This window comes from Arthrobacter mangrovi (assembly GCF_026011795.1).
Lineage (GTDB): Bacteria > Actinomycetota > Actinomycetes > Actinomycetales > Micrococcaceae > Crystallibacter > Crystallibacter mangrovi.
The window spans coordinates 1-20,055 of sequence record NZ_BRVS01000021.1 but is presented as its reverse complement, the minus strand read 5'-3'; the positions used below and the strand labels follow the sequence as shown (position 1 = coordinate 20,055).

General features: G+C 67.6%; 15 protein-coding genes. 8 read left to right on the top strand and 7 right to left on the bottom strand.

The annotated features are described in order from the left end of the window. Positions 1–37: 37 nt before the first annotated feature. On the bottom strand, positions 38–868 hold the full coding sequence (locus AHIS1636_RS15675) for a ParA family protein (protein ID WP_264796778.1): 831 nt from the start codon (positions 866–868) through the stop codon (positions 38–40). Between the two features lie 309 nt (positions 869–1,177). On the opposite strand from AHIS1636_RS15675, the gene AHIS1636_RS15670 reads away from it, so the two are divergent. Beyond that, positions 1,178–4,603, top strand: a complete 3,426-nt coding sequence (locus tag AHIS1636_RS15670; RefSeq protein ID WP_264796777.1) for a pyruvate carboxylase — start codon at positions 1,178–1,180, stop codon at positions 4,601–4,603. A gap of 17 nt (positions 4,604–4,620) precedes the next feature. Then, positions 4,621–6,042, top strand: coding sequence for a mycothione reductase (locus tag AHIS1636_RS15665; protein ID WP_264796776.1), 1,422 nt, complete (start codon positions 4,621–4,623; stop codon positions 6,040–6,042). 59 nt (positions 6,043–6,101) lie between these two features. On the opposite strand, the gene AHIS1636_RS15660 is transcribed toward AHIS1636_RS15665, so the two are convergent. The 3 genes from AHIS1636_RS15660 to AHIS1636_RS15650 form a co-directional block, all read right to left on the bottom strand. Then, a complete protein-coding gene (locus tag AHIS1636_RS15660) occupies positions 6,102–7,910 on the bottom strand; it encodes an AMP-dependent synthetase/ligase (protein WP_264796775.1) in 1,809 nt (602 codons plus the stop codon). Between the two features lie 166 nt (positions 7,911–8,076). Beyond that, positions 8,077–8,526 carry a hypothetical protein gene (locus AHIS1636_RS15655; protein WP_264796774.1) on the bottom strand — a complete coding sequence of 150 codons (450 nt, stop codon included), beginning with the start codon at positions 8,524–8,526 and terminating at the stop codon, positions 8,077–8,079. Further along, entirely contained in the window at positions 8,513–9,283 is a 771-nt protein-coding gene (locus tag AHIS1636_RS15650) for an alpha/beta hydrolase (protein ID WP_373875860.1), read from the bottom strand. The genes AHIS1636_RS15655 and AHIS1636_RS15650 overlap by 14 nt, the downstream gene beginning before the upstream one ends. A gap of 168 nt (positions 9,284–9,451) precedes the next feature. Here AHIS1636_RS15650 and AHIS1636_RS15645 point away from each other — a divergent pair, with 168 nt between their 5' ends. Both AHIS1636_RS15645 and AHIS1636_RS15640 read left to right on the top strand, forming a co-directional pair. After that, a complete protein-coding gene (locus AHIS1636_RS15645) occupies positions 9,452–10,417 on the top strand; it encodes a lysophospholipid acyltransferase family protein (RefSeq protein ID WP_264796772.1) in 966 nt (321 codons plus the stop codon). A gap of 104 nt (positions 10,418–10,521) precedes the next feature. Next, a complete protein-coding gene (locus tag AHIS1636_RS15640) occupies positions 10,522–11,904 on the top strand; it encodes a class II 3-deoxy-7-phosphoheptulonate synthase (protein WP_264796771.1) in 1,383 nt (460 codons plus the stop codon). A gap of 29 nt (positions 11,905–11,933) precedes the next feature. On the opposite strand, the gene pknB is transcribed toward AHIS1636_RS15640, so the two are convergent. Both pknB and AHIS1636_RS15630 read right to left on the bottom strand, forming a co-directional pair. Continuing rightward, positions 11,934–13,940, bottom strand: a complete 2,007-nt coding sequence (gene pknB / locus AHIS1636_RS15635) for a Stk1 family PASTA domain-containing Ser/Thr kinase (protein WP_264796770.1) — start codon at positions 13,938–13,940, stop codon at positions 11,934–11,936. An 89-nt stretch (positions 13,941–14,029) separates the two neighbouring features. Continuing rightward, positions 14,030–15,586 (bottom strand): lytic transglycosylase domain-containing protein, encoded by a 1,557-nt coding sequence (locus AHIS1636_RS15630; protein ID WP_264796769.1) that lies wholly within the window; start codon positions 15,584–15,586, stop codon positions 14,030–14,032. Between the two features lie 220 nt (positions 15,587–15,806). On the opposite strand from AHIS1636_RS15630, the gene AHIS1636_RS15625 reads away from it, so the two are divergent. Continuing rightward, entirely contained in the window at positions 15,807–16,160 is a 354-nt protein-coding gene (locus tag AHIS1636_RS15625; protein WP_264796768.1) for an Rv2175c family DNA-binding protein, read from the top strand. An 11-nt stretch (positions 16,161–16,171) separates the two neighbouring features. Here the strand turns inward: AHIS1636_RS15625 and AHIS1636_RS15620 are convergent, their stop codons facing one another. Beyond that, positions 16,172–17,194: a polyprenyl synthetase family protein gene (locus AHIS1636_RS15620; RefSeq protein ID WP_264796807.1), complete on the bottom strand. Its 1,023-nt coding sequence runs from the start codon at positions 17,192–17,194 to the stop codon at positions 16,172–16,174. Between the two features lie 253 nt (positions 17,195–17,447). Between AHIS1636_RS15620 and dinB the strand changes: the two genes are divergently transcribed. The 3 genes from dinB to mraZ all read left to right on the top strand — a co-directional run bounded on the left by dinB (position 17,448) and on the right by mraZ (position 20,020). Continuing rightward, positions 17,448–18,680, top strand: coding sequence for a DNA polymerase IV (gene dinB / locus AHIS1636_RS15615; RefSeq protein ID WP_373875863.1), 1,233 nt, complete (start codon positions 17,448–17,450; stop codon positions 18,678–18,680). Positions 18,681–18,867: 187 nt separating this feature from the next. Further along, positions 18,868–19,242 (top strand): SCO2097 family morphological protein, encoded by a 375-nt coding sequence (locus AHIS1636_RS15610; RefSeq protein WP_264796766.1) that lies wholly within the window; start codon positions 18,868–18,870, stop codon positions 19,240–19,242. Positions 19,243–19,588: 346 nt separating this feature from the next. Further along, a complete protein-coding gene (gene mraZ / locus AHIS1636_RS15605) occupies positions 19,589–20,020 on the top strand; it encodes a division/cell wall cluster transcriptional repressor MraZ (protein ID WP_264796765.1) in 432 nt (143 codons plus the stop codon). Positions 20,021–20,055: the final 35 nt, after the last annotated feature.

The following is a 20,055-nucleotide window of genomic DNA, read 5'->3' as shown; positions in this document are numbered from 1 at the left end:
CATTAATGACCTATAACCCCAGGTCCGGCCGGCCCGCCTAGCGGCGGAGGACACGGTTGCGCAGCCCGCCCGAATCCGTGAGGTTCTTGAGCAACTCGTCGAAGAGACCGGCGGACTGGCGGGCCGACTCGCCCGGCCAGTGGTGGATGGGGTGGGCGGCGCCCTGGATCTGCTGCCAGTTGGCCTGTTCGGCAATGGTGGGGGAGAGCAGCAGGTCCGCGAACATGGTTTTCATTTCCGCGAGCCGGTAGGCGTGTTCGTTGGATCCTGTGCGCACCCGGTTGGCGACTACCCCGGCCGTGGTCAGGTCGGGAGCGAATTCCTCCCGGAAGAGGTCGAGGGCCCGCATGGTCCGCTCGGTGCCCGCAACAGAGAACAAACTCGGCTCCGCGACCAGCAGGACATGCGTGCTCGCGGACCAGGCCATGCGTGTCAGGCCGTTCAGCGAGGGCGGGCAGTCAACCAGGACGAGGGAGTAGCCCTCCACCCGGGAGAGGACGGTCGCCAGGCGCCGCAGGTCCCGGCGGCTGAGGTCCGGACGGTCGTAGATGCCGGTGTAGGCCGAGCCGACGGCAACGTCGAGCACCTTCCGCCCGACGTTGTGTCCGCCGTTGGAGGCCGCGGTCGCGACCCATCCGCTGGATATGACGTTCGCGCCCAGATCCGCGCGTCGAGCGTTCTTGAGCAGCCGGCCGATGTCCGTCTGACGGCTCGGCCGGACGCCCAGGCCGGTCGTCGCATCGGCGTGGGGGTCAAGGTCGACGACGAGCGTGGGGATCCCTGCCGCCAGCGCCGCCGAGGCCAGGCCCAGTGTCACTGAAGTCTTGCCGACGCCGCCCTTGAGGCTGCTGATGCTCACTACTTGCACGTGTAAAACCAAAACCTAACATGTCGAGTCATGACGGCTGCGTGTTGCTTGACGGGAACGCAGGCCCTGACCTGCGGGCGCGATTGTTCCCCCACCATCATATGGTGCCACCCGGCCATAGCCTGATTCGGCGGCGGCGGACCGGTGGCCGGCCGTCCGCGGCGTGGCCGGCGTCGTTCCCCATGGCCGTTCATTACGCCCTTCATATGGGAAAATGGTGACCTGCACTACACCGGCTTGCTATTGCTGCAACCGTTACCTGAGACTTGCACCACAACCCCCGACTAACCGCGATGACGCAGGAGCGCTATGTTCTCGAAAATCCTGGTGGCCAACCGTGGCGAGATTGCCATCCGTGCCTTCCGAGCCGCCTATGAACTCGGTGCCAAGACGGTGGCCGTCTTTGCCCACGAGGACCGCAACTCGATTCATCGCCAGAAGGCCGATGAGGCGTACCTGATTGGCGAGGAAGGGCATCCCGTCCGCGCCTACCTCGACGTCAACGAAATCATCCGCGTCGCCAAGGAATCCGGCTGCGACGCGATCTATCCCGGCTACGGCTTCCTCTCCGAAAACCCGGAACTGGCCCGTGCCGCCGCGGGCGCGGGGATCGCATTCGTCGGTCCGCCGGCGGACGTGCTGGAACTGGCCGGGCACAAGGTGCGCGCACTCGACGCGGCCAAGGCCGCCGGCATCCCGACCCTGAAGTCGTCCGCACCGAGTTCCGACCAGGAGAAGCTGATCGCCGAGGCCGACGAGATCGGCTTCCCCATCTTCGTCAAGGCCGTCGCGGGCGGCGGCGGGCGCGGGATGCGCCGCGTCGACACCCGCGAGGCGCTGCCGGAGGCGCTGGCGGCGGCGATGCGCGAAGCGGATACCGCCTTTGGTGACCCGACCGTCTTCCTCGAGCAGGCCGTGCTGCGTCCGCGGCACATCGAAGTGCAGATCCTGGCGGACCAGCAGGGCCACGTCATGCACCTGTTCGAACGCGACTGTTCGCTGCAGCGCCGGCACCAGAAGGTCATTGAGATCGCGCCGGCGCCGAACCTGGATGACAACATCCGCCAGGCGCTCTACCGGGACGCGGTCAAATTCGCCGAGGCCCTGGGGTACGCCAATGCCGGAACCGTGGAGTTCCTCGTGGACACCATCGGAGAGCGGGCCGGCGAACATGTGTTCATCGAAATGAACCCGCGGATCCAGGTGGAGCACACCGTCACCGAGGAAATCACGGACGTGGACCTGGTCCAGGCCCAGCTGCGCATCGCCGCGGGGGAGTCGCTGGCCGATCTCGGGCTGAGCCAGGATAACGTCTCCATCAAGGGCGCAGCCCTGCAGTCGCGCATCACGACGGAGGATCCAAGCAACGGCTTCCGCCCCGACGTCGGCAAGATCACTGCCTACCGGTCGGCCGGCGGCGCGGGCGTCCGCCTGGACGGCGGCACGGTGTATGCGGGCGCCGAGATCAGCCCGCACTTCGACTCGATGCTGGTGAAGCTGACCTGCCGCGGGCGGGATTACGCCACCGCCGTCGCACGGGCCCGCCGCGCGCTGGCCGAATTCCGGATCCGCGGCGTCTCCACGAACATCCCGTTCCTGCAGGCCGTGCTGGATGATCCGGAGTTCGTCGCCGGCAATGTGGCCACGTCGTTCATCGACGAACGGCCGGAGCTGCTCAAGGCCAGGGTCTCCGCGGACCGCGGCACGAAGCTGCTGACCTGGCTCGCCGACGTCACCGTCAACCAGCCCAACGGGCCGCTCGCCGCCGCAACGGCTCCGGCCGACAAGCTGCCGCTGTCCGCCCGCGAGGCCTTGGAATCCACCGGCGTGCTGAAGGCTGTCCCCGCGCGGGGCAGCCGGCAGCTGCTGCAGGAACTCGGCCCGGAAAAGTTCGCCCGCGCTCTGCGCGAGCAGACGGCCCTGGCAGTAACGGATACCACGTTCCGGGACGCCCACCAGTCGCTGCTGGCGACCCGCGTACGCACCCGGGACCTGGTCACCGCGGGCCCGGCGATTTCGACACTGACTCCGGAACTGCTCTCCGTGGAGGCCTGGGGCGGGGCCACCTATGACGTGGCGCTGCGCTTCCTGGGCGAGGACCCGTGGGAGCGGCTGGCGGCGCTGCGCAAGGCCATCCCGAATATCTGCCTGCAGATGCTCCTCCGCGGCCGCAACACCGTTGGCTACACTCCGTACCCGGAGGAGGTCACCCAGGCCTTCGTCAAGGAAGCGGCAGCCACCGGCATCGACATTTTCCGGATTTTCGATGCGCTCAACGATGTCTCGCAGATGGAGCCGGCCATCCGGGCCGTCCGCGAGACCGGCACCGCCGTGGCCGAGGTGGCACTCTGCTACACCGGCAACCTGCTTGATCCGAACGAGAAGCTTTACACGCTCGACTACTACCTCGAGCTGGCCCAGCGGATCGTGGACGCGGGCGCGCATATCCTCGCCATCAAGGACATGGCCGGCCTGCTGCGCCCGGCGGCGGCAGCCAAGCTGGTGGCCGCGCTGCGCGAACGCTTCGACCTGCCCGTCCACCTGCACACGCATGACACGGCCGGCGGCCAGCTCGCGACGCTGCTCGCGGCCGTCGACGCCGGCGTGGACGCGGTCGACGTGGCCAGCGCGGCGATGGCGGGCACGACCAGCCAGCCGTCGGCCTCGGCCCTCGTGGCGGCACTGGCCAATACCGAGCGGGACACCGGAATCAGCCTCGAAGCGGTCGGCTCCCTCGAGCCGTACTGGGAAGCCGTGCGGCGGGTCTACGCGCCGTTCGAATCGGGCCTGCCCGGTCCCACCGGCCGCGTCTACCGGCACGAGATTCCCGGCGGCCAGCTCTCCAACCTGCGCCAGCAGGCCATCGCACTGGGGTTGGGCGAAAAGTTCGAGGCCATCGAGGACATGTACACCGCGGCGGACCGGATCCTCGGCCATCTGGTCAAGGTGACGCCTTCCTCCAAGGTGGTCGGCGACCTGGCCCTGCAGCTGGTCGGCGCCAACGTGTCGCCGGCGGACTTCGCGGAGAACCCGCAGAACTACGACATCCCGGACTCGGTCATCGGATTCCTCTCCGGCGAGCTTGGCGACCCGCCCGGAGGCTGGCCGGAGCCGTTCCGCACCAAGGCCCTGCAGGGCCGGAAGGTGAAGGTCCGCGACGTCGAACTGAGCCCTGAAGATTCGGCCGCGCTCCAGGCGGATTCCCCGACCCGGCGCAGCACGCTGAACCGGCTGCTGTTCGCCGGTCCCACGAAGGAGTTCCAGCACGTCCGGGAGACCTACGGCGACGTATCGGTGCTGGACACCCGGGATTACCTTTACGGTCTGCAGCGCGGTGCAGAGCACGTCATCGAGCTGGACAAGGGCGTGAAGCTGATCGCCATGCTGGGCGCCATCTCGGAGCCCGATGAGCGGGGCATGCGGACAGTGCACTGCACGCTCAATGGACAGCAGCGCAACGTTTCGGTTCGCGACCGCAGCGTGGAGTCCTCGGTCAAGGTCGCCGAGAAGGCCGATCCCGCCGTGGCAGGCCAGGTAGCCGCGCCGTTCGCCGGCGCCGTCACGCTCGTCGCCAAGACCGGCGACAGCGTCAAGGCCGGCGACACGGTGGCCACGATCGAAGCCATGAAGATGGAAGCCGGAATCACGAGCCCGGTGTCCGGCACCGTCAAGCGGCTGGCGTTCTCGGGCGTCGAGCAGGTGCAGGGCGGTGATCTGCTGCTGGTCATCGAGTAGGGCTAAACTGCATGGCTGTGACCTATTACGATCTGGCCATCATCGGCTCCGGCTCCGGCAACTCGCTCATCACCCCCTTCTGGGACAACCGGAAGGTCGCCATTATCGACGGCGGCACGTTCGGCGGCACGTGCCTCAACGTCGGGTGCATCCCGACGAAGATGTACGCCTACCCGGCCCAGCTGGCTTCCGCAGCGAAGGAAGCTGCTGGGCTGGGGGTGGAACTGACGCTGGGCAAGGTGCACTGGCGGGACATGCGGGACCGGATCTTCGGCCGGATCGACGCCATCTCCGACGGCGGGCGGCGGTACCGGGAGGAAGAGCTGGACAACGTCACGCTCTACCCCGAGCGTGTGCGGTTCACCGGACCGAAGGCACTCGTCACTGACAGCGGCCAGGCCATCGAGGCCGGACAGATCGTCATCGCCGCCGGTTCCCGGGCGGTGCTGCCCGACATCCCGGGAATCGACCTGCCGCAGGTGCACACATCGGACACGGTGATGCGGCTCCCGGACCTGCCGGACCGGGTGCTGATTGTCGGCGGCGGCTTCGTGGCGGCTGAATTCGCGGCTGTGTTCTCCTCCTTCGGCTCGCAGGTCATCCAGATCAACCGCTCGGCGCCGCTGCTGAAATCGGCGGACGCCCTGGTCTCCGAACGCTTCACGGCGGCCGCCGCCTCCCGCTGGGACGTGCGGCTGGGCTGGACGCTGGCATCGGTCCGCGAGGACGGCACCGGGGTCAAGGCGGTCATCCAAGGCGCGGAGGGCGGCCAGGAGACCATCGAGACGGACATCGTCCTCGTGGCAACGGGCCGGGTGCCGAACTCGGACACCCTCGACCTGCAAACGGCCGGCTACGACCTGGAAGCGGACGGCCGGATCGCGGTCGATAAGTGCCAGCGCGTGCTGCGCCAAGGGGAGCCTGCGGACGGCGTGTTCGCGCTCGGCGACGTGAGCAACCCGTATCAGCTCAAGCACGTTGCCAACCATGAGGCGCGGGTCGTCATGCACAACCTGGAGCACCCTGAGGACTTCCGCAGCAGCGACCACCGGTTCGTCCCCTCGGCCGTGTTCACGCAGCCGCAGATCGCCCGGGTGGGCCTGACGGAGGCCGAGGCCCGGCAGGAAGCCGAACTGAAGGGGTACGACGTCGTCACGACGGTCCAGGAGTACGGCACCACGGCCTACGGCTGGGCCATGGAGGACAGCACCGGCTTCGTCAAGCTCGTTGCCGACAGGCGCAGCGGCCAGCTGCTCGGCGCCCACATCATGGGCCACGAAGCGTCGCTGCTCATCCAGCCGCTCATCCAGGCGCTGTCCTTCGGCCTGGACGTGGCCTCCATGGCCCGGGGGCAGTACTGGATCCACCCGGCGCTGGCCGAAGTCGTCGAGAACGCCTTGCTGTCCCTCGGCATCGACGACCGGCCTGACCGGGCGTAGCCGGACCGGGTGCGGGAGGGACCGGACACAGCCGGTCCCGCCCGCGGCCTGCTGGTCCGCTAGCGGCGGGAAGCCGCGGGCGCGTAAATGTCCTCGACGATCTCCGCATAGTCCTTCATGACCTGGGCGCGCTTGATCTTCATGGACGGAGTCAGGTGGCCGGAGGCCTCGGTGAAGTCCTCGGCGATGACGCGGAACTCTTTGATCGCCTCGGCCTGCGAGACGCTCCGGTTGGCCTCGTCGATCAGGGCCCGGACCGCCTCGCGCACCTTCTCGTGCCCCGCTGCCTCCGCGGCGCTGGTGCCGGCGGGAAGCCCGTGCCTTTCAAGCCAGCCCGGCAGGGCCTCCTCATCCAGCGTGACCAGCGCGGAAATGAAGGGGCGCTGATCGCCAAGCACCACGCACTGGGACACCAGGGCATCGGCGCGGATCTGGTCTTCCAGCAGCGCCGGGATGACGTTCTTGCCGCCCGCCGTGACGATGATCTCCTTCTTGCGGCCGGTGATCTTTAGGAAGCCGTCGTCGTCGAGCTCCCCGATGTCCCCGGTACGGAACCATCCGTCGTCGAAAGCCTCCGCCGTAAGGTCCGGCCGGTTGTAGTAGCCGCGCATGACGCACACGCCCTTGGCGAGGACTTCGCCGTCGTCGGCAATGCGCACCGCGTTGCCGGGCAGCGGTGCCCCCACGGTGCCGATCTTGATGAGCTGCGGGGTGTTGACCGATACCGGGGCGGTGGTCTCGGTGAGCCCGTAGCCTTCCAGCACCAGCAGGCCGACGCCGTGGAAGAAATGGCCCAGCCGTTCGCCCAAGGGTCCGCCGCCGGAGACCGCGTGCTCGACCCGGCCGCCCATTGCCTCCCGGATCTTGTGGAAGACGAGCTTGTCGAAGAGCTTGTGCTTCAGCTGCAGCAGCAGCGGCACCTTGCCCGCGGCGTCGGCACGGGACCACGCGACTGCCGTCTCCGCCGCGGCGTGGAAGATCCTGCCCCGGCCGGCGTCCTCGGCCTTGAGCATGGAGCTGTTGTAGACCTTTTCGAAAACCCGCGGGACCGCCAGGATGAAGGTCGGTTTGTAGCTCTGCAGGTCGGGCAGCAGGTTCTTGACGTCAGGGGTATGCGCCACGGTCGCCCCGCAGGCCACGCAGAGCACCTCGATGAACCTCGCGAAGACATGGGCAAGCGGCAGGAACATGATGGTCCGGGCGCCCTCATGGGCGACGTCCGGGAGGGCCGCCGCCGCATTCTCCGCCAGTTCGGCGAAGTTCCCGTGGGTCAGTTCGCAGCCCTTCGGCCGGCCGGTGGTGCCGGAGGTATAGATGATGGTGGCGAGGTCTTCGAGGGAGGCGGCCTGGCGCCGTTCCTGGACGAGGCTGTCCTCGATGCCGGCGCCCGCCTCGCGGAGGGCGTCGAGGCCGTCGAGCTGCCATACATGCGCGACGTGCTCGAGCCCTTCGTTCCTGGCTGCCTGCCGCACGATGTCCTCGTGGCGGTCGGTTTCCACGAAGACGCCGATGGCTCCGGAATCGCCGAGGATCCAGGCAACCTGGCTCGGCGAGGACGTCTCGTAGATCGGCACCGAGACGCAACCCGCAAACCAGATGGCAAAGTCCACGAGGGACCACTCATAGCGGGTCCTGGCCATGATGCCGATACGGTCTCCCGGAGCGGCGCCGGCCGCGATCATACCCTTGGCCAGGGCCGTCACATCGGCGAGGAATTCGCTGGCGCGGATGTCCTGCCAGCCGCCGGACCCGTCAGGGCGCGAGAACAGCGTCGGATCCGAGGCCTTCGCCGCCTGCTTGACGACGAGGTCGGTGATGTTGGACTGCCTGGGCACATTGACCATGGCAGGAACGCTGTATTCGCGCACGACGGCTCCTTCGGTATCGGGCACTTACCCCCACTGAGTTCCACCTAAGCCTATAACCTAAATCACAGCGGCATACCCGCTGGTAACCTACGAAACGATAACGGCTGGCCGGGCTGGCCGACGCGCGCGCGGAGGGCGTGGATGGAAACCCCCGGGCAGGGCGTCGTCAGACCCTGGCTCCGTCGTCACCATGGTCGCGGTCGCCCGGAAGCCGGGACACCAGGTAGCTGGCCCCGGCGATGAACAGGACGACCAGGCCGGCGATGACGGCAAAGGGGGCGCTGCGCCAGAACATCGCCATCAGCAGCAGCGCGAGCGGAGCTCCGGCGGCGCCGCACCAGGCAAGCACCACCAGCGGATCGCCCGTGCCTAACGGCGCCGGTTCCGGCGGAACGAACCCCTCGTCGTCGTCCGCCGGCACGCTGAAGTCGCGTGGCCCCGCGGGGGTACCGGTGCCGGGCTGCGTTGCCCCGGGCGACGACGGCGTTTCCCCGGCAGTTGGCGGCTGCGGGTCCGCGGAAGGGGACTGCGGGTCCGGGGCGGACTCGGCTGACTCGAGCCGGGCGACGAGGTCCTGCCAGACGGCATCATCCTGGGAGGGTTCACGCTCGGACATGTGCCTGCTTCCTGCCGGCCACGGACGTGATGAAGGTGTCCGCGCGCTCGAAGATGAACTCGGCGTCGTGGTCCATGGTGGCCACGTGGTAGCTGTTGCCCAGTTCCACGACCTCCACCTCGGCCGAGCCGATCCGGCGGCGCAGCAAGTCCGTGCTGGACTGCGGCACCACGTGGTCGACGGCGGAGCGGAAGACGAGCGCGGGCGCGGTCACGCGGGGCAGCACGCCGGCCGTGTCCGCGAAGAGCAGTCCCAACTGGTGGACGGCGGCCGTCGGGGTCCGGGCGTAGGCCTGTTCGTCCATGCCCGGCTTGCTGATGTCGTTCGCGATGGAGGGGGTCGACCTAACGATGTAGCGCAGCACGCCGGCGAAACGGGCGGCCGGGTTGGCGAACGTCAGGCCGGGATTGACGGCTATGACACCGGCGACCGGGCGGCAAGCGGCCAGCCGGAGGGCGAGGGCGCCGCCCATGGACAGCCCGGCGGCGAAGACCGTGGTGCGTTCGCGGGCGAGTTCGTCATAGGCCCGTTCGACGGCGTCATACCACTGCCGCCACGGCGTGCGGGCCAGCTCCTGCCAGGTCGTGCCATGGCCGGGAAGCAGCGGCAGGCGTACCGCATATCCCTGCGCGCACAGATGCTCGGCCCAGTCCTGCAGGCTTCTCGGCGATCCGGTGAAGCCGTGGCTGAGGACGATGCCAATACGTGCATTCGGACCGTGGCCGCAGCTGGAGAACGGACCGACTGGCTCCATCATGGTCATGACTCTATCGTGACACCCGCAGCGCGTTCTTCCCATGCCGGGGAGCTCGCCGCGGGCAGCCGGTGTGCCTGCCGGGCACGCTCTCTAGAGTAAAGTCACTCAAGGTAGATGAGGTGACCGACCACGCCTGGCCGGCGCGGGCGTTCAACGGGAAGGGCTCACGTGTTCTATTGGGTGATGAAGACCATCTTCGTCGGACCGGTGGTGCGGCTGCTTTTCCGCCCCTGGATCAAAGGACTCGACAATCTGCCTGACGGGCCCGCAATCCTGGCCAGCAACCACCTTTCCTTCTCGGATTCGATCTTCCTCCCGGTTGCAGTTCCCCGGCCCGTGGTGTTCCTGGCCAAGTCCGAATACTTCACGGGCAAGGGCCTCAAGGGACGTTTGACGGCAGCCTTCTTCCGCATGACCAATCAGCTGCCGATGGACCGTTCCGGCGGCGCCGCCTCTGCCTCCTCGCTGTCCGGCGGGGTGGACGTGCTGAACGAGGGCGGGCTGCTGGGGATCTACCCCGAAGGCACGCGCAGCCCGGATGGCCGGCTGTACCGCGGCAAGACCGGTGTGGCCAAGCTGGTCCTCTCGACCGGCGTGCCCGTGGTTCCGGTAGCCATGATCGGCACGGACAAGGTCCAGCCCATCGGGCGGCGGATTCCCAACATCCGCCGGGTCGGCACGATCATCGGCAAGCCGCTCGATTTCAGCCGGTACAAGGACCTCGAGAACGACCGCTTCATCCAGCGGTCCGTCACGGACGAGATCATGTACGAAATCATGCGCCTGTCCGGCCAGGAATACGTGGACACCTACGCCAGCACCGTCAAAGCGCGGCTGGCGGCCCGGAAGTCCGGCAAGGGCGGGGCGGACGCGCGGGCAGCCGCCGCCGTCGGACTGCCCGAAACCGGGGCGGCCGGGACGCCGGGTGCCAAGGCGCCGGGGACGGTTACCATCGTGGGCAAGCCGGCTGGCGGTGCCGCCGGGCCCTCGGGCCTCCCGCCTGCCGCAGCTCCGGCCGAGGCGCCGGGCGGGGAACTTCCCGGCGGGCCGCGTCCTGGAGCGGCACCGGAAGACGCTCCGGGCCGCGAAGCTCCAGCGGACGGCGGCCCGTCATCCGCCGGACCTGCCGCCTAGCCGGAGCACCGTTGGCCTGTGCGACTGTGGGTATGTGACAGCTTCCGTGTTCAGCGTTACGCCGGGCCGCCGAACCGGCGCCGGAACCGGACTAGCATGGATACGTGACTGAACTGCCTGTAGCCCACCCGATTGCCAGCCCGCAGCCCGGAGCCGCGGAATACCCCGGCCTTGACGCGTGGCGCGATTTGCCCGTTGTCCAGCAGCCGACGTGGGCCGATAGCGAGGTCCACCGTGCCGCGGTCGCGGAGTTGTCGAGCCTGCCGCCGCTGGTCTTCGCCGGTGAGGTCGACCTCCTGCGCCAGCGCCTGGCAGACGCCGCCGAAGGCAAAGCATTCCTGCTGCAGGGCGGCGACTGCGCTGAGACCTTCGAAGGCGCCACGGCGGACAAGATCAGTGCCCGCGTCCGCACCATCCTGCAGATGGCCGTCGTCCTGACCTACGGTGCATCCCTGCCGGTCATCAAGATGGGCCGCATGGCCGGGCAGTTCGCCAAGCCCCGTTCTTCCAATGATGAGACCCGCGAGGGCGTGACCCTGCCGGCCTACCGAGGGGACATGGTGAACGGCTACGAGTTCACCCCCGAGTCCCGCGCGCACAATGCCAATCGGATGGTGCAGGCGTACCACACCTCCGCATCGACCCTGAACCTGATCCGCGCCTTCACCCAGGGCGGCTTCGCGGACCTGCGGCTGGTGCATCACTGGAACAAGGGCTTTACGGCAAACCCGGCCCACTCCCGCTACGAATCGCTCGCCCGCGAGATCGACCGCGCGGTCAAGTTCATGGACGCTTGCGGGGCGGACTTCGATGCCCTCAAGCGGGTGGAATTCTTCGCCAGCCACGAGGCGCTGGTGCTCGACTACGAGCGCGCCCTCACCCGCATCGATTCACGCACCGGCCTTCCCTACGGCACATCGGGCCACTTCCTCTGGATCGGCGAGAGGACCAGGCAGCTCGACGGCGCGCACGTGGACTTCCTCTCCCGCATCCGCAATCCCATCGGCGTCAAGCTCGGACCCACGAGCACCGCGGACGATGCCCTGCGGCTCATCGACAAGCTGGATCCGCAGCGTGAGCCCGGCCGCCTGACCTTCATCACTCGGATGGGTGCGGGCAACATCCGCGAGAAGCTCCCGGCCCTGGTCGAGAAGGTCACGGCGAGCGGCGCCAAGGTGCTGTGGGTGACCGACCCGATGCACGGCAATACGGTGACCTCGCCGAACGGCTACAAGACCCGCAATTTCGACGACGTGATCGACGAGGTGCGCGGATTCTTCGAGGTGCACCATGCCCTGGGAACCTTCCCGGGCGGCCTGCACGTCGAGATGACGGGCGACGACGTCGCCGAATGCCTCGGCGGGGCCGATCCGATCGACCAGCACGCCTTCCTGGAGCGCTACGAGTCCGTCTGCGATCCGCGCCTGAACCACATGCAGTCGCTGGAAATGGCCTTCCTGGTCGCCGGCGCGCTCGGCAAGCGCTAAGCGCTCCGAAGGCTCCCCGGGAGGCTCGGCTACACCACGGTCAGCGTGATGACCGAGCCTTCCGGAACTTCCTTGCCCGCCGGATCCTGCGCCCGGACGGTGCCGAAGAATCCGCCCAGGATCTTGTTGACCTCGACCCTGAACCCCAGGTCTTCGAGGGCACGGCGGGCGTCGTCGACCTGTTCGCCGACGAAGTCCGGCACCTCGACCATCCGGGGCCCCTTGGAGAGGGTCAGCGTCACGGTATCGCCGCGGACCACGCTGCCCTCGGCGGGACTCTGCGCGGCCACGTCTCCTTCAGCCACATCCCGGTCGAAAACCGCCTCCGGGGCGATCTCGGCCTCCAGCCCGGCCTCCTCAAGGACGGCTACTGCTTCGTCCTGGCCCAGCCCGATGACCTGCGGGACGTCGAAAGGCCGCGGTCCCTTGGATAGCGTCACGTCAACGGGCGTCCCGCGGCGCAGTTGTTCCCCGGCGGCCGGATCCTGCGCGAGCACCTGCCCTGCGGGGACCTCCTCGTCGTACGCCTCGTTGCGACCGCCCAGCGCCAGGTTCATGCCCTCCAGCCGGCTCTGCGCCTCCTGCACCGTCAGCCCGTCGAGGGCCGGAACGTCGAACAGCTCAGGTCCCTTGGAAACAATGAGCGTCAGCGTTTCGAAACGCCGGATCTGTTCCCCGGCGGGCGGCTCGGTGCCAATGGCGACGCCCTCCTCGAATTCCTCGTGGAAAGACTCCTCAAGCCGGTAGTTCAGGCCCTGGCCGTCCAGTAGCGACTGCGCCTCGCCGGCCGGTTTGCCGGATACCGCCGGAATATCGACGGCGGCGCCGGGCCCGAGTCCGAAAAACCACCCCGCGCCCGCTGCCAGGATGGCCAGCAGCGCGAGCACGATGATCCACAGCAGCCCGCGGCGCCCCGGGTTGCGCCGCAGGGAGTGTTCCGGCCGGCGCGCCTGGCGGGCCTGGTCCCGCTGCTGTGCGCGTACCTGCCGTTTCGTGGGAGCGGCGGGCGCGGGGTCGGGGACGGCCGCCTCGGGTGGCCGGGCGAGGGCCCGGGTGTGCTGGTACGACGGCGATATCACGGTCGTCCGGTTCTGGTCCCCGCGGAGCACTTCCGTGGGGTTCGGCGCTGGTACGGGCTGCTTGACGGCGGGAGCGGCGGGAGGAGCCGGTTCGCTGTGGCCGTCGAGGTCCGCGTCGCTCAACGTTGTGCGCACATGCCGCAGCTCGCCGAGCAGGGCGTTCGCGTCGATCGGCCGCTGTTCCGGGTCATGGGCGGTGCACCAGAGCACGAGTTCGTCCAGGTCCGCCGCGAGCCCGGGAACCACGGACGACGGTGCGGGGACGGAGGAGTTGACGTGCTGGAACGCAACATGGATGGGGACATCGCCGGTGAACGGCTGCCTTCCGGTCAGCATTTCGAACAGCATGATGCCGACTGAGTAGACGTCGCTGCGCGCATCGGCGGGGGAGCCGGTGACCAGTTCCGGGGAGAGGTAGGCCACGGTGCCGATCAGCGTGCCCGTATTCGAGGTGGTCGACGCCGCCTTGGCCAGGCCGAAATCGCCGATCTTGATCCGGCCGTCGGAGGACATCAGCACGTTCTCCGGCTTGACGTCGCGGTGGACGAGGCCGGCGCTGTGGGCGGCGGCCAGGCCCTCTACCACCGGATCCAGCAGTGCCAGCGCCAGGCGCGGCTTCAGGGCGCCTTTCTCCCGCAGGACGTCCCGCAGGGTGTGCCCGGGCACGTACTCCATCGCCAGATAGGCGACATTGCCGTCGAAACCCTGGTCCTGGACGCCGACGACGTGGGGGTGCGAGAGCCGCGCGGCGGACTTGGCTTCCCGGACAAAGCGTTCCAGGAAACTTGGATCCTCGGCCAGATGCGGGTACATGATCTTCAGTGCGACTTCCCGGTCGAGCCGCATATCCGTCGCCAGGTAGACCGTCGACATGCCCCCGCGGGCCAACCGTGACTGGATCAGGTAGCGCCCGTCAACCGTGGCGCCGACCATCGCGTCCGTGACATGTTCCTGCACTCTTCGATCCTATGTCCTAATGCGGCGGGGGTTCCGATCGACATTCGATCGGAACCCCCGCCGCATGTGGTCCGGTAGCGGCCGGATCCTTACCGGAAGTTCTTCATATGGGCCTTGATCGCCTTTACATAGGCCTTGGTGTCCGAGTACATGCCGTTTTTCTGCACCGAGTACTGGCCCTGGTAGTAGGACGCGATCGCCTTGTCCAGCGAGTCGCTGGTGCGGACCAGCGAGCGGATGATGGCGACGCCGGCCGTGGCGTTGTCGTACGGATCAAGCAGGTTCAGCTTGCGGCCCACCAGGTCCGAGGCCCAGTCGCCGGAGGACGGGATGACCTGCATGGCCCCGATGGCGTTGGCCGGGGAGACGGCCGTCTGCTGGAAGCCGGATTCCTGGTAGGCGTGTGCCAGTGCCAGCGCCGGATCGACGCCCATGCTGCGCGCGGTCTGCGCGATGATCGACTTCATCTGGGCCTGGCTCGGCTGCGGGGTCGAGAGCAGCAGGCGCTTGTTCTCGTTGGCCTTGGCCACCACGGCATCCGGGTACGTGTAATGAAGGAAGCTGTCCGGCACGAGCTGCCCTGCCGAAGCGGTCGACACGGAGCCGGTTCCACCGGACCCGGGCAGCTTGATCTTCTGTCCCGGGTGGATGACGGAGCTCGACTTCAGGCCGCTGGACTGAAGCAGCTTGCTCAGGGTCGTCTTGTGCTTCAGCGCGATGCCGTACAGGGTGTCCCCTGCCTTGACCGTGTAGGTCTTGGCGATTGGGGCCACGGCCGAGACGGAGGCCGCGGGGCCGGACGCCGTAGAGGCAGCCGCCGCAGTCCCGCTGACCTTGATCTTCTGGCCGGGGTAGATGACGGAGGTGGTCTTCAGGCCGTTGAGCGAGAGGATCTTGCTCAGGCCCATGTTGTGGCGGGAGGCGATACCGGACAGGGTGTCGCCGGCCCTGACCGTGTAGGTGGAGGACCGGACCGACGACGCAGTGGACGCCGCAGGCTGTGTGCCGCCGCCCGATGCGCTGCCGCTGACCTTGATTTTCTGGCCGGGGTAGATGACGGAGGTGGTCTTCAGGCCGTTGAGCGAGAGGATCTTGCTCAGGCCCATGTTGTGGCGGGAGGCGATACCGGACAGGGTGTCTCCGGCCTTGACCGTGTAGGTTCTCGACGCCGAGGAAGCCGCGGACACGGAGGCGGAACCGCCGGCGGACGAGGAACCGCCGCGCAGCTTGATCTTCTGGCCGGGGTAGATAACCGTGTTCGCCTTCAGGCCGTTGGCGCTGAGGACTTTCGATACGCTCAGCCCGTACCTGGCCGCGATGCCGCTGACGGTGTCGCCCGCCTTGACGGTGTGCGCCGCCGGCGTCGCCCGCAGGGCAGGCCGGAGCGCCGACGGAAGCTGTGCGGCAACATCCGAGGCCGGAATCATGGTCCCGCGGTTAACGGGAAGGTCCGGGCCGGCCAGTTTCGGCTGCAGGATGGCGCGGGGCGGCAGCTCGGCGGCCTGGGCAGGGGCGGCCAGGGCGGCCGAGGACAGGACGACGGCGGGAATCGCGGCGGTTGCGGCAGCCGATAGGAGCGCGCGGGAGGACTGGGCGGGAGTCCGGCTTTCGGCGCGGTTGCGAGTGAACGGGCGCTGGTCAGTCATGGACATTTCCTCATCAGTGGTCAGCGGCATCTGCCGAGGGCCCGTAGGCGTGTTGTACGTGGTGCGAATGAGTCGACTGTTATCTGTGTGAAAACTGTGACTTTTGTGAATCTACACTAAATCCGCATAACACAACAGCGGATTTCGCACGTCCAATGACGTCGGGGCGTGTCGAAGCCCGATCTGGCAGCAGGGCGCCCCGACATGGCACGCTTGTTACGTGAGTGAACTTGAAACGTTGATAACCGATTGGCTCCCGCTACCCGACGTGGCGGAACGCTTGGGGCTGCCCATTAAGAAGGTCCACAGCCTTTTGGAGGAACGCGCGCTGGTCGCCGCCCGTGTCGGGGAGCGGAGCATCAGGTCGGTTCCGGCCGAATTCCTGCTGGAGGATCGGCTCATGGACAGCCTGAAGGGGACCATCTCCGTCTTGTCGGACGCCGGCTTCAAAGACGAGGAAATCCTGCGCTGGCTCTTTACGGAGGATGACTCCTTGCCGGGGCGGCCGGTGGACGCCCTGCGGCAGGGACGCAAGACGGAGATCCGCCGGCGGGCCCAGGCTTTGGCCTGGTAGCGCACGTCCTGTCAGGACGTGCGCTGGACGGCGCGGTCGGCCAGGGCGCGCAGTGCCCCGGCCACCGTTTCCTCCACCGGCAGCGCTTCCAGCGCCGAATAAGCGTCTGAACTGAAGGCGGAAATCATCGACTCCGCTTCGGCCAGCGCCCCGCAGCCGTCGATAATAGCGCGCAGGCTGTCGACTTCGCTGTCGCCAAGATCGGGCGAGCCAAGCTTGGCCTGGATGAACTCCGCCTCTGCGGGGGAGCAGCGGTCGACGGCCAGTCCGATCAGGACCGTGCGCTTGCCTTCGCGCAGATCGTCGCCGGCGGGCTTGCCGGTCGTGGCGGGGTCACCGAAGACGCCGAGGACATCGTCGCGGATCTGGAAAGCTTCGCCGAGCGGAAGGCTGAAGGCAGAGTAGGCGGCGATCAGCTCAGGACCGGCGCCGGCAAGGGCGCCGCCGAGGCACAGCGGATGCTCGCTGGAGTACTTCGCCGACTTGTACCGCAGGATCTGCAAGGCCCGGCCTACCGCTTCCCCGGCGGGGCGCCCCGGTCCGGCAACCTCTTCCAGGACGTCGAGGTACTGCCCCGCCATGACCTCCGTGCGCATCCGGTTGAAAATCACCCGCGCGGACCCCGATGCGGCCGGGATCCCGGCGAACACCTCCTCGCTGAACGAAAGGCAGAGATCGCCGGCCAGAATGGCGGCGGCCTGCCCGAAATGGGCCGGGTCGAGTGCCCAGCCCCGCTCGGCATGGCTCAGCTCGAACCTGCGGTGCACGCTCGGCTTCCCGCGCCTCGTGGCCGAGCGGTCGATGATGTCGTCGTGGATCAGGGCGGCAGCTTGGAAGAGCTCGATGGCGACGCCGGCCTGCACGGCCTCATCTGCCAGCCGGGCACCGCCCGCCCCGCGCCAGCCCCAATAGGCAAGCAGCGCCCGTAGGCGTTTACCGCCGTCGGCCAGTTGGGCGATGGCATCCACGAGTTCGGAGGCATCGCCGGAAACTTCCTGCAGCTGGCCGCGCTGCAGGTCTAGGAACCCGGCCATGCGCTCCGCGAGCAGCTCCCGGTAGCCGTCCTGCTCCGCGGCGGCTCCGCCAACACCCGCAACGGCTTCGTCCGCGCCGGCTGCTGGGGCGGCGGGAAGGGACTGCGGATCGGGCAGCTGCAAGACATACTCCTTAGGGACGGTGCGGTACCCACCAAGTCTAGCCACGGGCCGCCCGGCACGGGCCAGCCCCGGGCGCGGCCGGCCATAGGATTAAGGGGTGGGTGCAAGCCAACGCCATGAGCGCGTCATCATGCATGTCGATATGGACGCGTTCTTCGTCTCCGTCGAATTGCTGGACCGGCCGGACCTGGTCGGCGCGCCGGTCATAGTGGGTTCGCCGACCGGCCGCTCGGTGGTGCTGTCGGCGTCCTATGAAGCGCGGCGGTATGGAGTGCGCTCGGCCATGCCCATGGCGAGGGCCCGGCAGATGTGCCCGCAGGCCGAGATCATCGCCCCGCATCACTGGAAGTACCGGGAGGCATCGGCCCGGATCATGGATATCTTCCGGACGATAACCCCCGACGTCGAGCAGCTGAGCGTTGACGAGGCCTTCCTCGACGTAACCGGGTCCATCCGCAGGCTTGGCCAGCCGCTGGAGATCGGCCGTCTGATCAGGGAGACGATCCGCGGGGAGCTCGGCATTCCCGCAACCGTCGGCATTGCCTCCAGCAAATTCGTGGCCAAAATCGCCTCGACGCATGCAAAACCGGACGGCTTGCTGCTCGTGCCGCCGGAGCGCACCGAACAGTTCCTGCATACCTTGCCGGTGGAAGCACTCTGGGGCGTGGGCGCGAAGACGAGCGCAGTCCTGGCCCGCCAGGGAATCAGGACCGTTGCGGATCTGGCCCACACGCCCGAGCAGACCCTTCGGCGGCTGTTGGGGGCGACCGGCGAGCACGTGTTCCGCCTGGCGTGGGGCATCGATGACCGGAAGGTCACGCCGGAACGGGTGGAAAAGAGCATTGGAGCGGAAGAGACCTTCGCGGACGATGTGGACGATACGACCGTGCTGGAGCGCGAACTGCTGCGCCTGGCGCATCGAACGGCGGTTCGGCTGAGGTCGGCCGGCCTCCAGTGCAGGGGAGTGGCACTGAAGCTTCGCTACGCGGACTTTACGACGTTGAGCCGGTCGCGCCGCCTGAGTGAACCGGCGGACAGCGCGCACGAGCTTTATGCCGCGGCTGCGGCCCAGCTCGCGGCGCTGGGTACGCGGCCCATGGCGGTCCGGCTCGTCGGGCTGCGCGCGGAGCAACTCGAACCCGCGGCCGGCGGATACCAGCTCAGCATCGACGGGAGCGAGGACAGCTGGCGCAACGCCGAGGCGGCCCTTGACAAGGTCAATAGCAGGTTCGGCAGCGGCGGGGTACTTCCGGCATCGCTCTTGCCGCAGCCGCACCGTCCTGGACCGGACAGGAACGGGGCCGCGGAGCCGGCGTCCCGGCCGGCGGCAGAGACCCGTTGGGGAGAGCCGAAGGGGTCCTGAACCGTCCGCGGGCCCAATCGGTTCTGCGGGCCCCTGCAATCAGGCCCTCCGGCTTTCGAATGGAGCCCCGGCAATCTATCCTTAGTAATAAGGCAAAATCGACGGAACAACACGCCTCCGGAACTCTTTGCCGAGGCTGCGCGTTTGACGATAAGCGGACGTGGGGGACGGAAAGAAGGAGACTCAGATGCCACTCTCAGAGCATGAGCAGCGGCTGCTGGATCAGCTGGAGCAGCAGTTGCATGCCGATGATCCTAAGTTTGCCAGCCACATGGAATCGGCATCCGGGCGGTCGCTGTCGACCCGCCAGATTGTGGTTGGGTCGCTTGTTGCCGTGGCCGGAATCCTCATTCTGCTCATCGGCATTTCCAGCCAGATCATTGCTCTGGGTGTGCTCGGCTTCCTGGTGATGGGTGCCGGCGTGTATTGGGCCACCAGCCGGCGTGCCGGCGGCAAGGCCGGGACGGGCGGCCGCAAGGCGTCCAAGCAGTCCAAGGGCGGCGGTTTCATGTCGTCGCTGGAAGAGAAGTGGGATGAGCGGCGCCAGGGAGACGACCGCTAGCAGACCCGCTCCAGACCCTCCACTCCGCTCCACCGGGCAGGACAACTTCAGGAAAGACCCGTCAATCGACGGGTCTTTCCTCGTTTAACCACCCGTGCCGGCTGCAACGCGGCGGCTTCCGGCCCCCTTGTTCACCCGCCATGGGCCGATTCCCTCCACTTCCCGCCACATCCCGTCCCGCCGCGTCCTTGCGGGGGAGGGGCAGCTGGCGAAATCCAAGTTTTTCCCAGTGGGAGTGTGTTTCAGGGTTGACCGGGGAGTGAAGTGGAGTAAAGTGGAGGACATCAGAGGGTAGAGGTGGTACCAGGGGGCTGACGGACTCCTCCTATCGGCAAGGGCGGTGGCTATGTTCCTCGGAACGCACACCCCCAGGCTCGATGAGAAGGGGCGCCTGATTCTTCCCGCCAAATTCCGTGAGGAACTGGCAGAAGGCCTGGTCCTGACAAGGGGCCAGGAGCGCTGCATCTACATCTTCAGCCAGCGGGAATTCGAACGGGTGCATGACGAAATGCGGAAGGCACCCATCTCGTCGCGGCAAGCCCGCGACTACATTCGGGTATTCCTGTCCGGAGCCTCTGATGAGGTACCTGATAAGCAGGGCCGGGTAACGATTCCGCCCGCGCTCCGCGCTTACGCAGGGCTGGACCGTGAACTTGCAGTGATCGGCGCCGGCACCAGGGCCGAGATCTGGGATGCCCAGGCCTGGTCCGAATACCTCACGGAGAAGGAAGCGGCCTTCTCCGACACGGACGAAGACGCAATACCCGGAATCTTCTGACACCCGTCAGTACACAGGTAAACGGCAGATTCTTG

Bases quoted from the DNA above. Each gene is read 5' to 3' on its own strand.
- AHIS1636_RS15610 (WP_264796766.1), top strand. From the start codon at position 18,868: ATGCCACTCTCAGAGCATGAGCAGCGGCTGCTGGATCAGCTGGAGCAG.
- AHIS1636_RS15630 (WP_264796769.1), bottom strand. From the start codon at position 15,586: ATGACTGACCAGCGCCCGTTCACTCGCAACCGCGCCGAAAGCCGGACT.
- dinB (WP_373875863.1), top strand. From the start codon at position 17,448: ATGCATGTCGATATGGACGCGTTCTTCGTCTCCGTCGAATTGCTGGAC.
- mraZ (WP_264796765.1), top strand. From the start codon at position 19,589: ATGTTCCTCGGAACGCACACCCCCAGGCTCGATGAGAAGGGGCGCCTG.
- AHIS1636_RS15620 (WP_264796807.1), bottom strand. From the start codon at position 17,194: ATGGCCGGGTTCCTAGACCTGCAGCGCGGCCAGCTGCAGGAAGTTTCC.
- AHIS1636_RS15655 (WP_264796774.1), bottom strand. From the start codon at position 8,526: ATGTCCGAGCGTGAACCCTCCCAGGATGATGCCGTCTGGCAGGACCTC.
- AHIS1636_RS15670 (WP_264796777.1), top strand. From the start codon at position 1,178: ATGTTCTCGAAAATCCTGGTGGCCAACCGTGGCGAGATTGCCATCCGT.
- AHIS1636_RS15650 (WP_373875860.1), bottom strand. From the start codon at position 9,283: ATGATGGAGCCAGTCGGTCCGTTCTCCAGCTGCGGCCACGGTCCGAAT.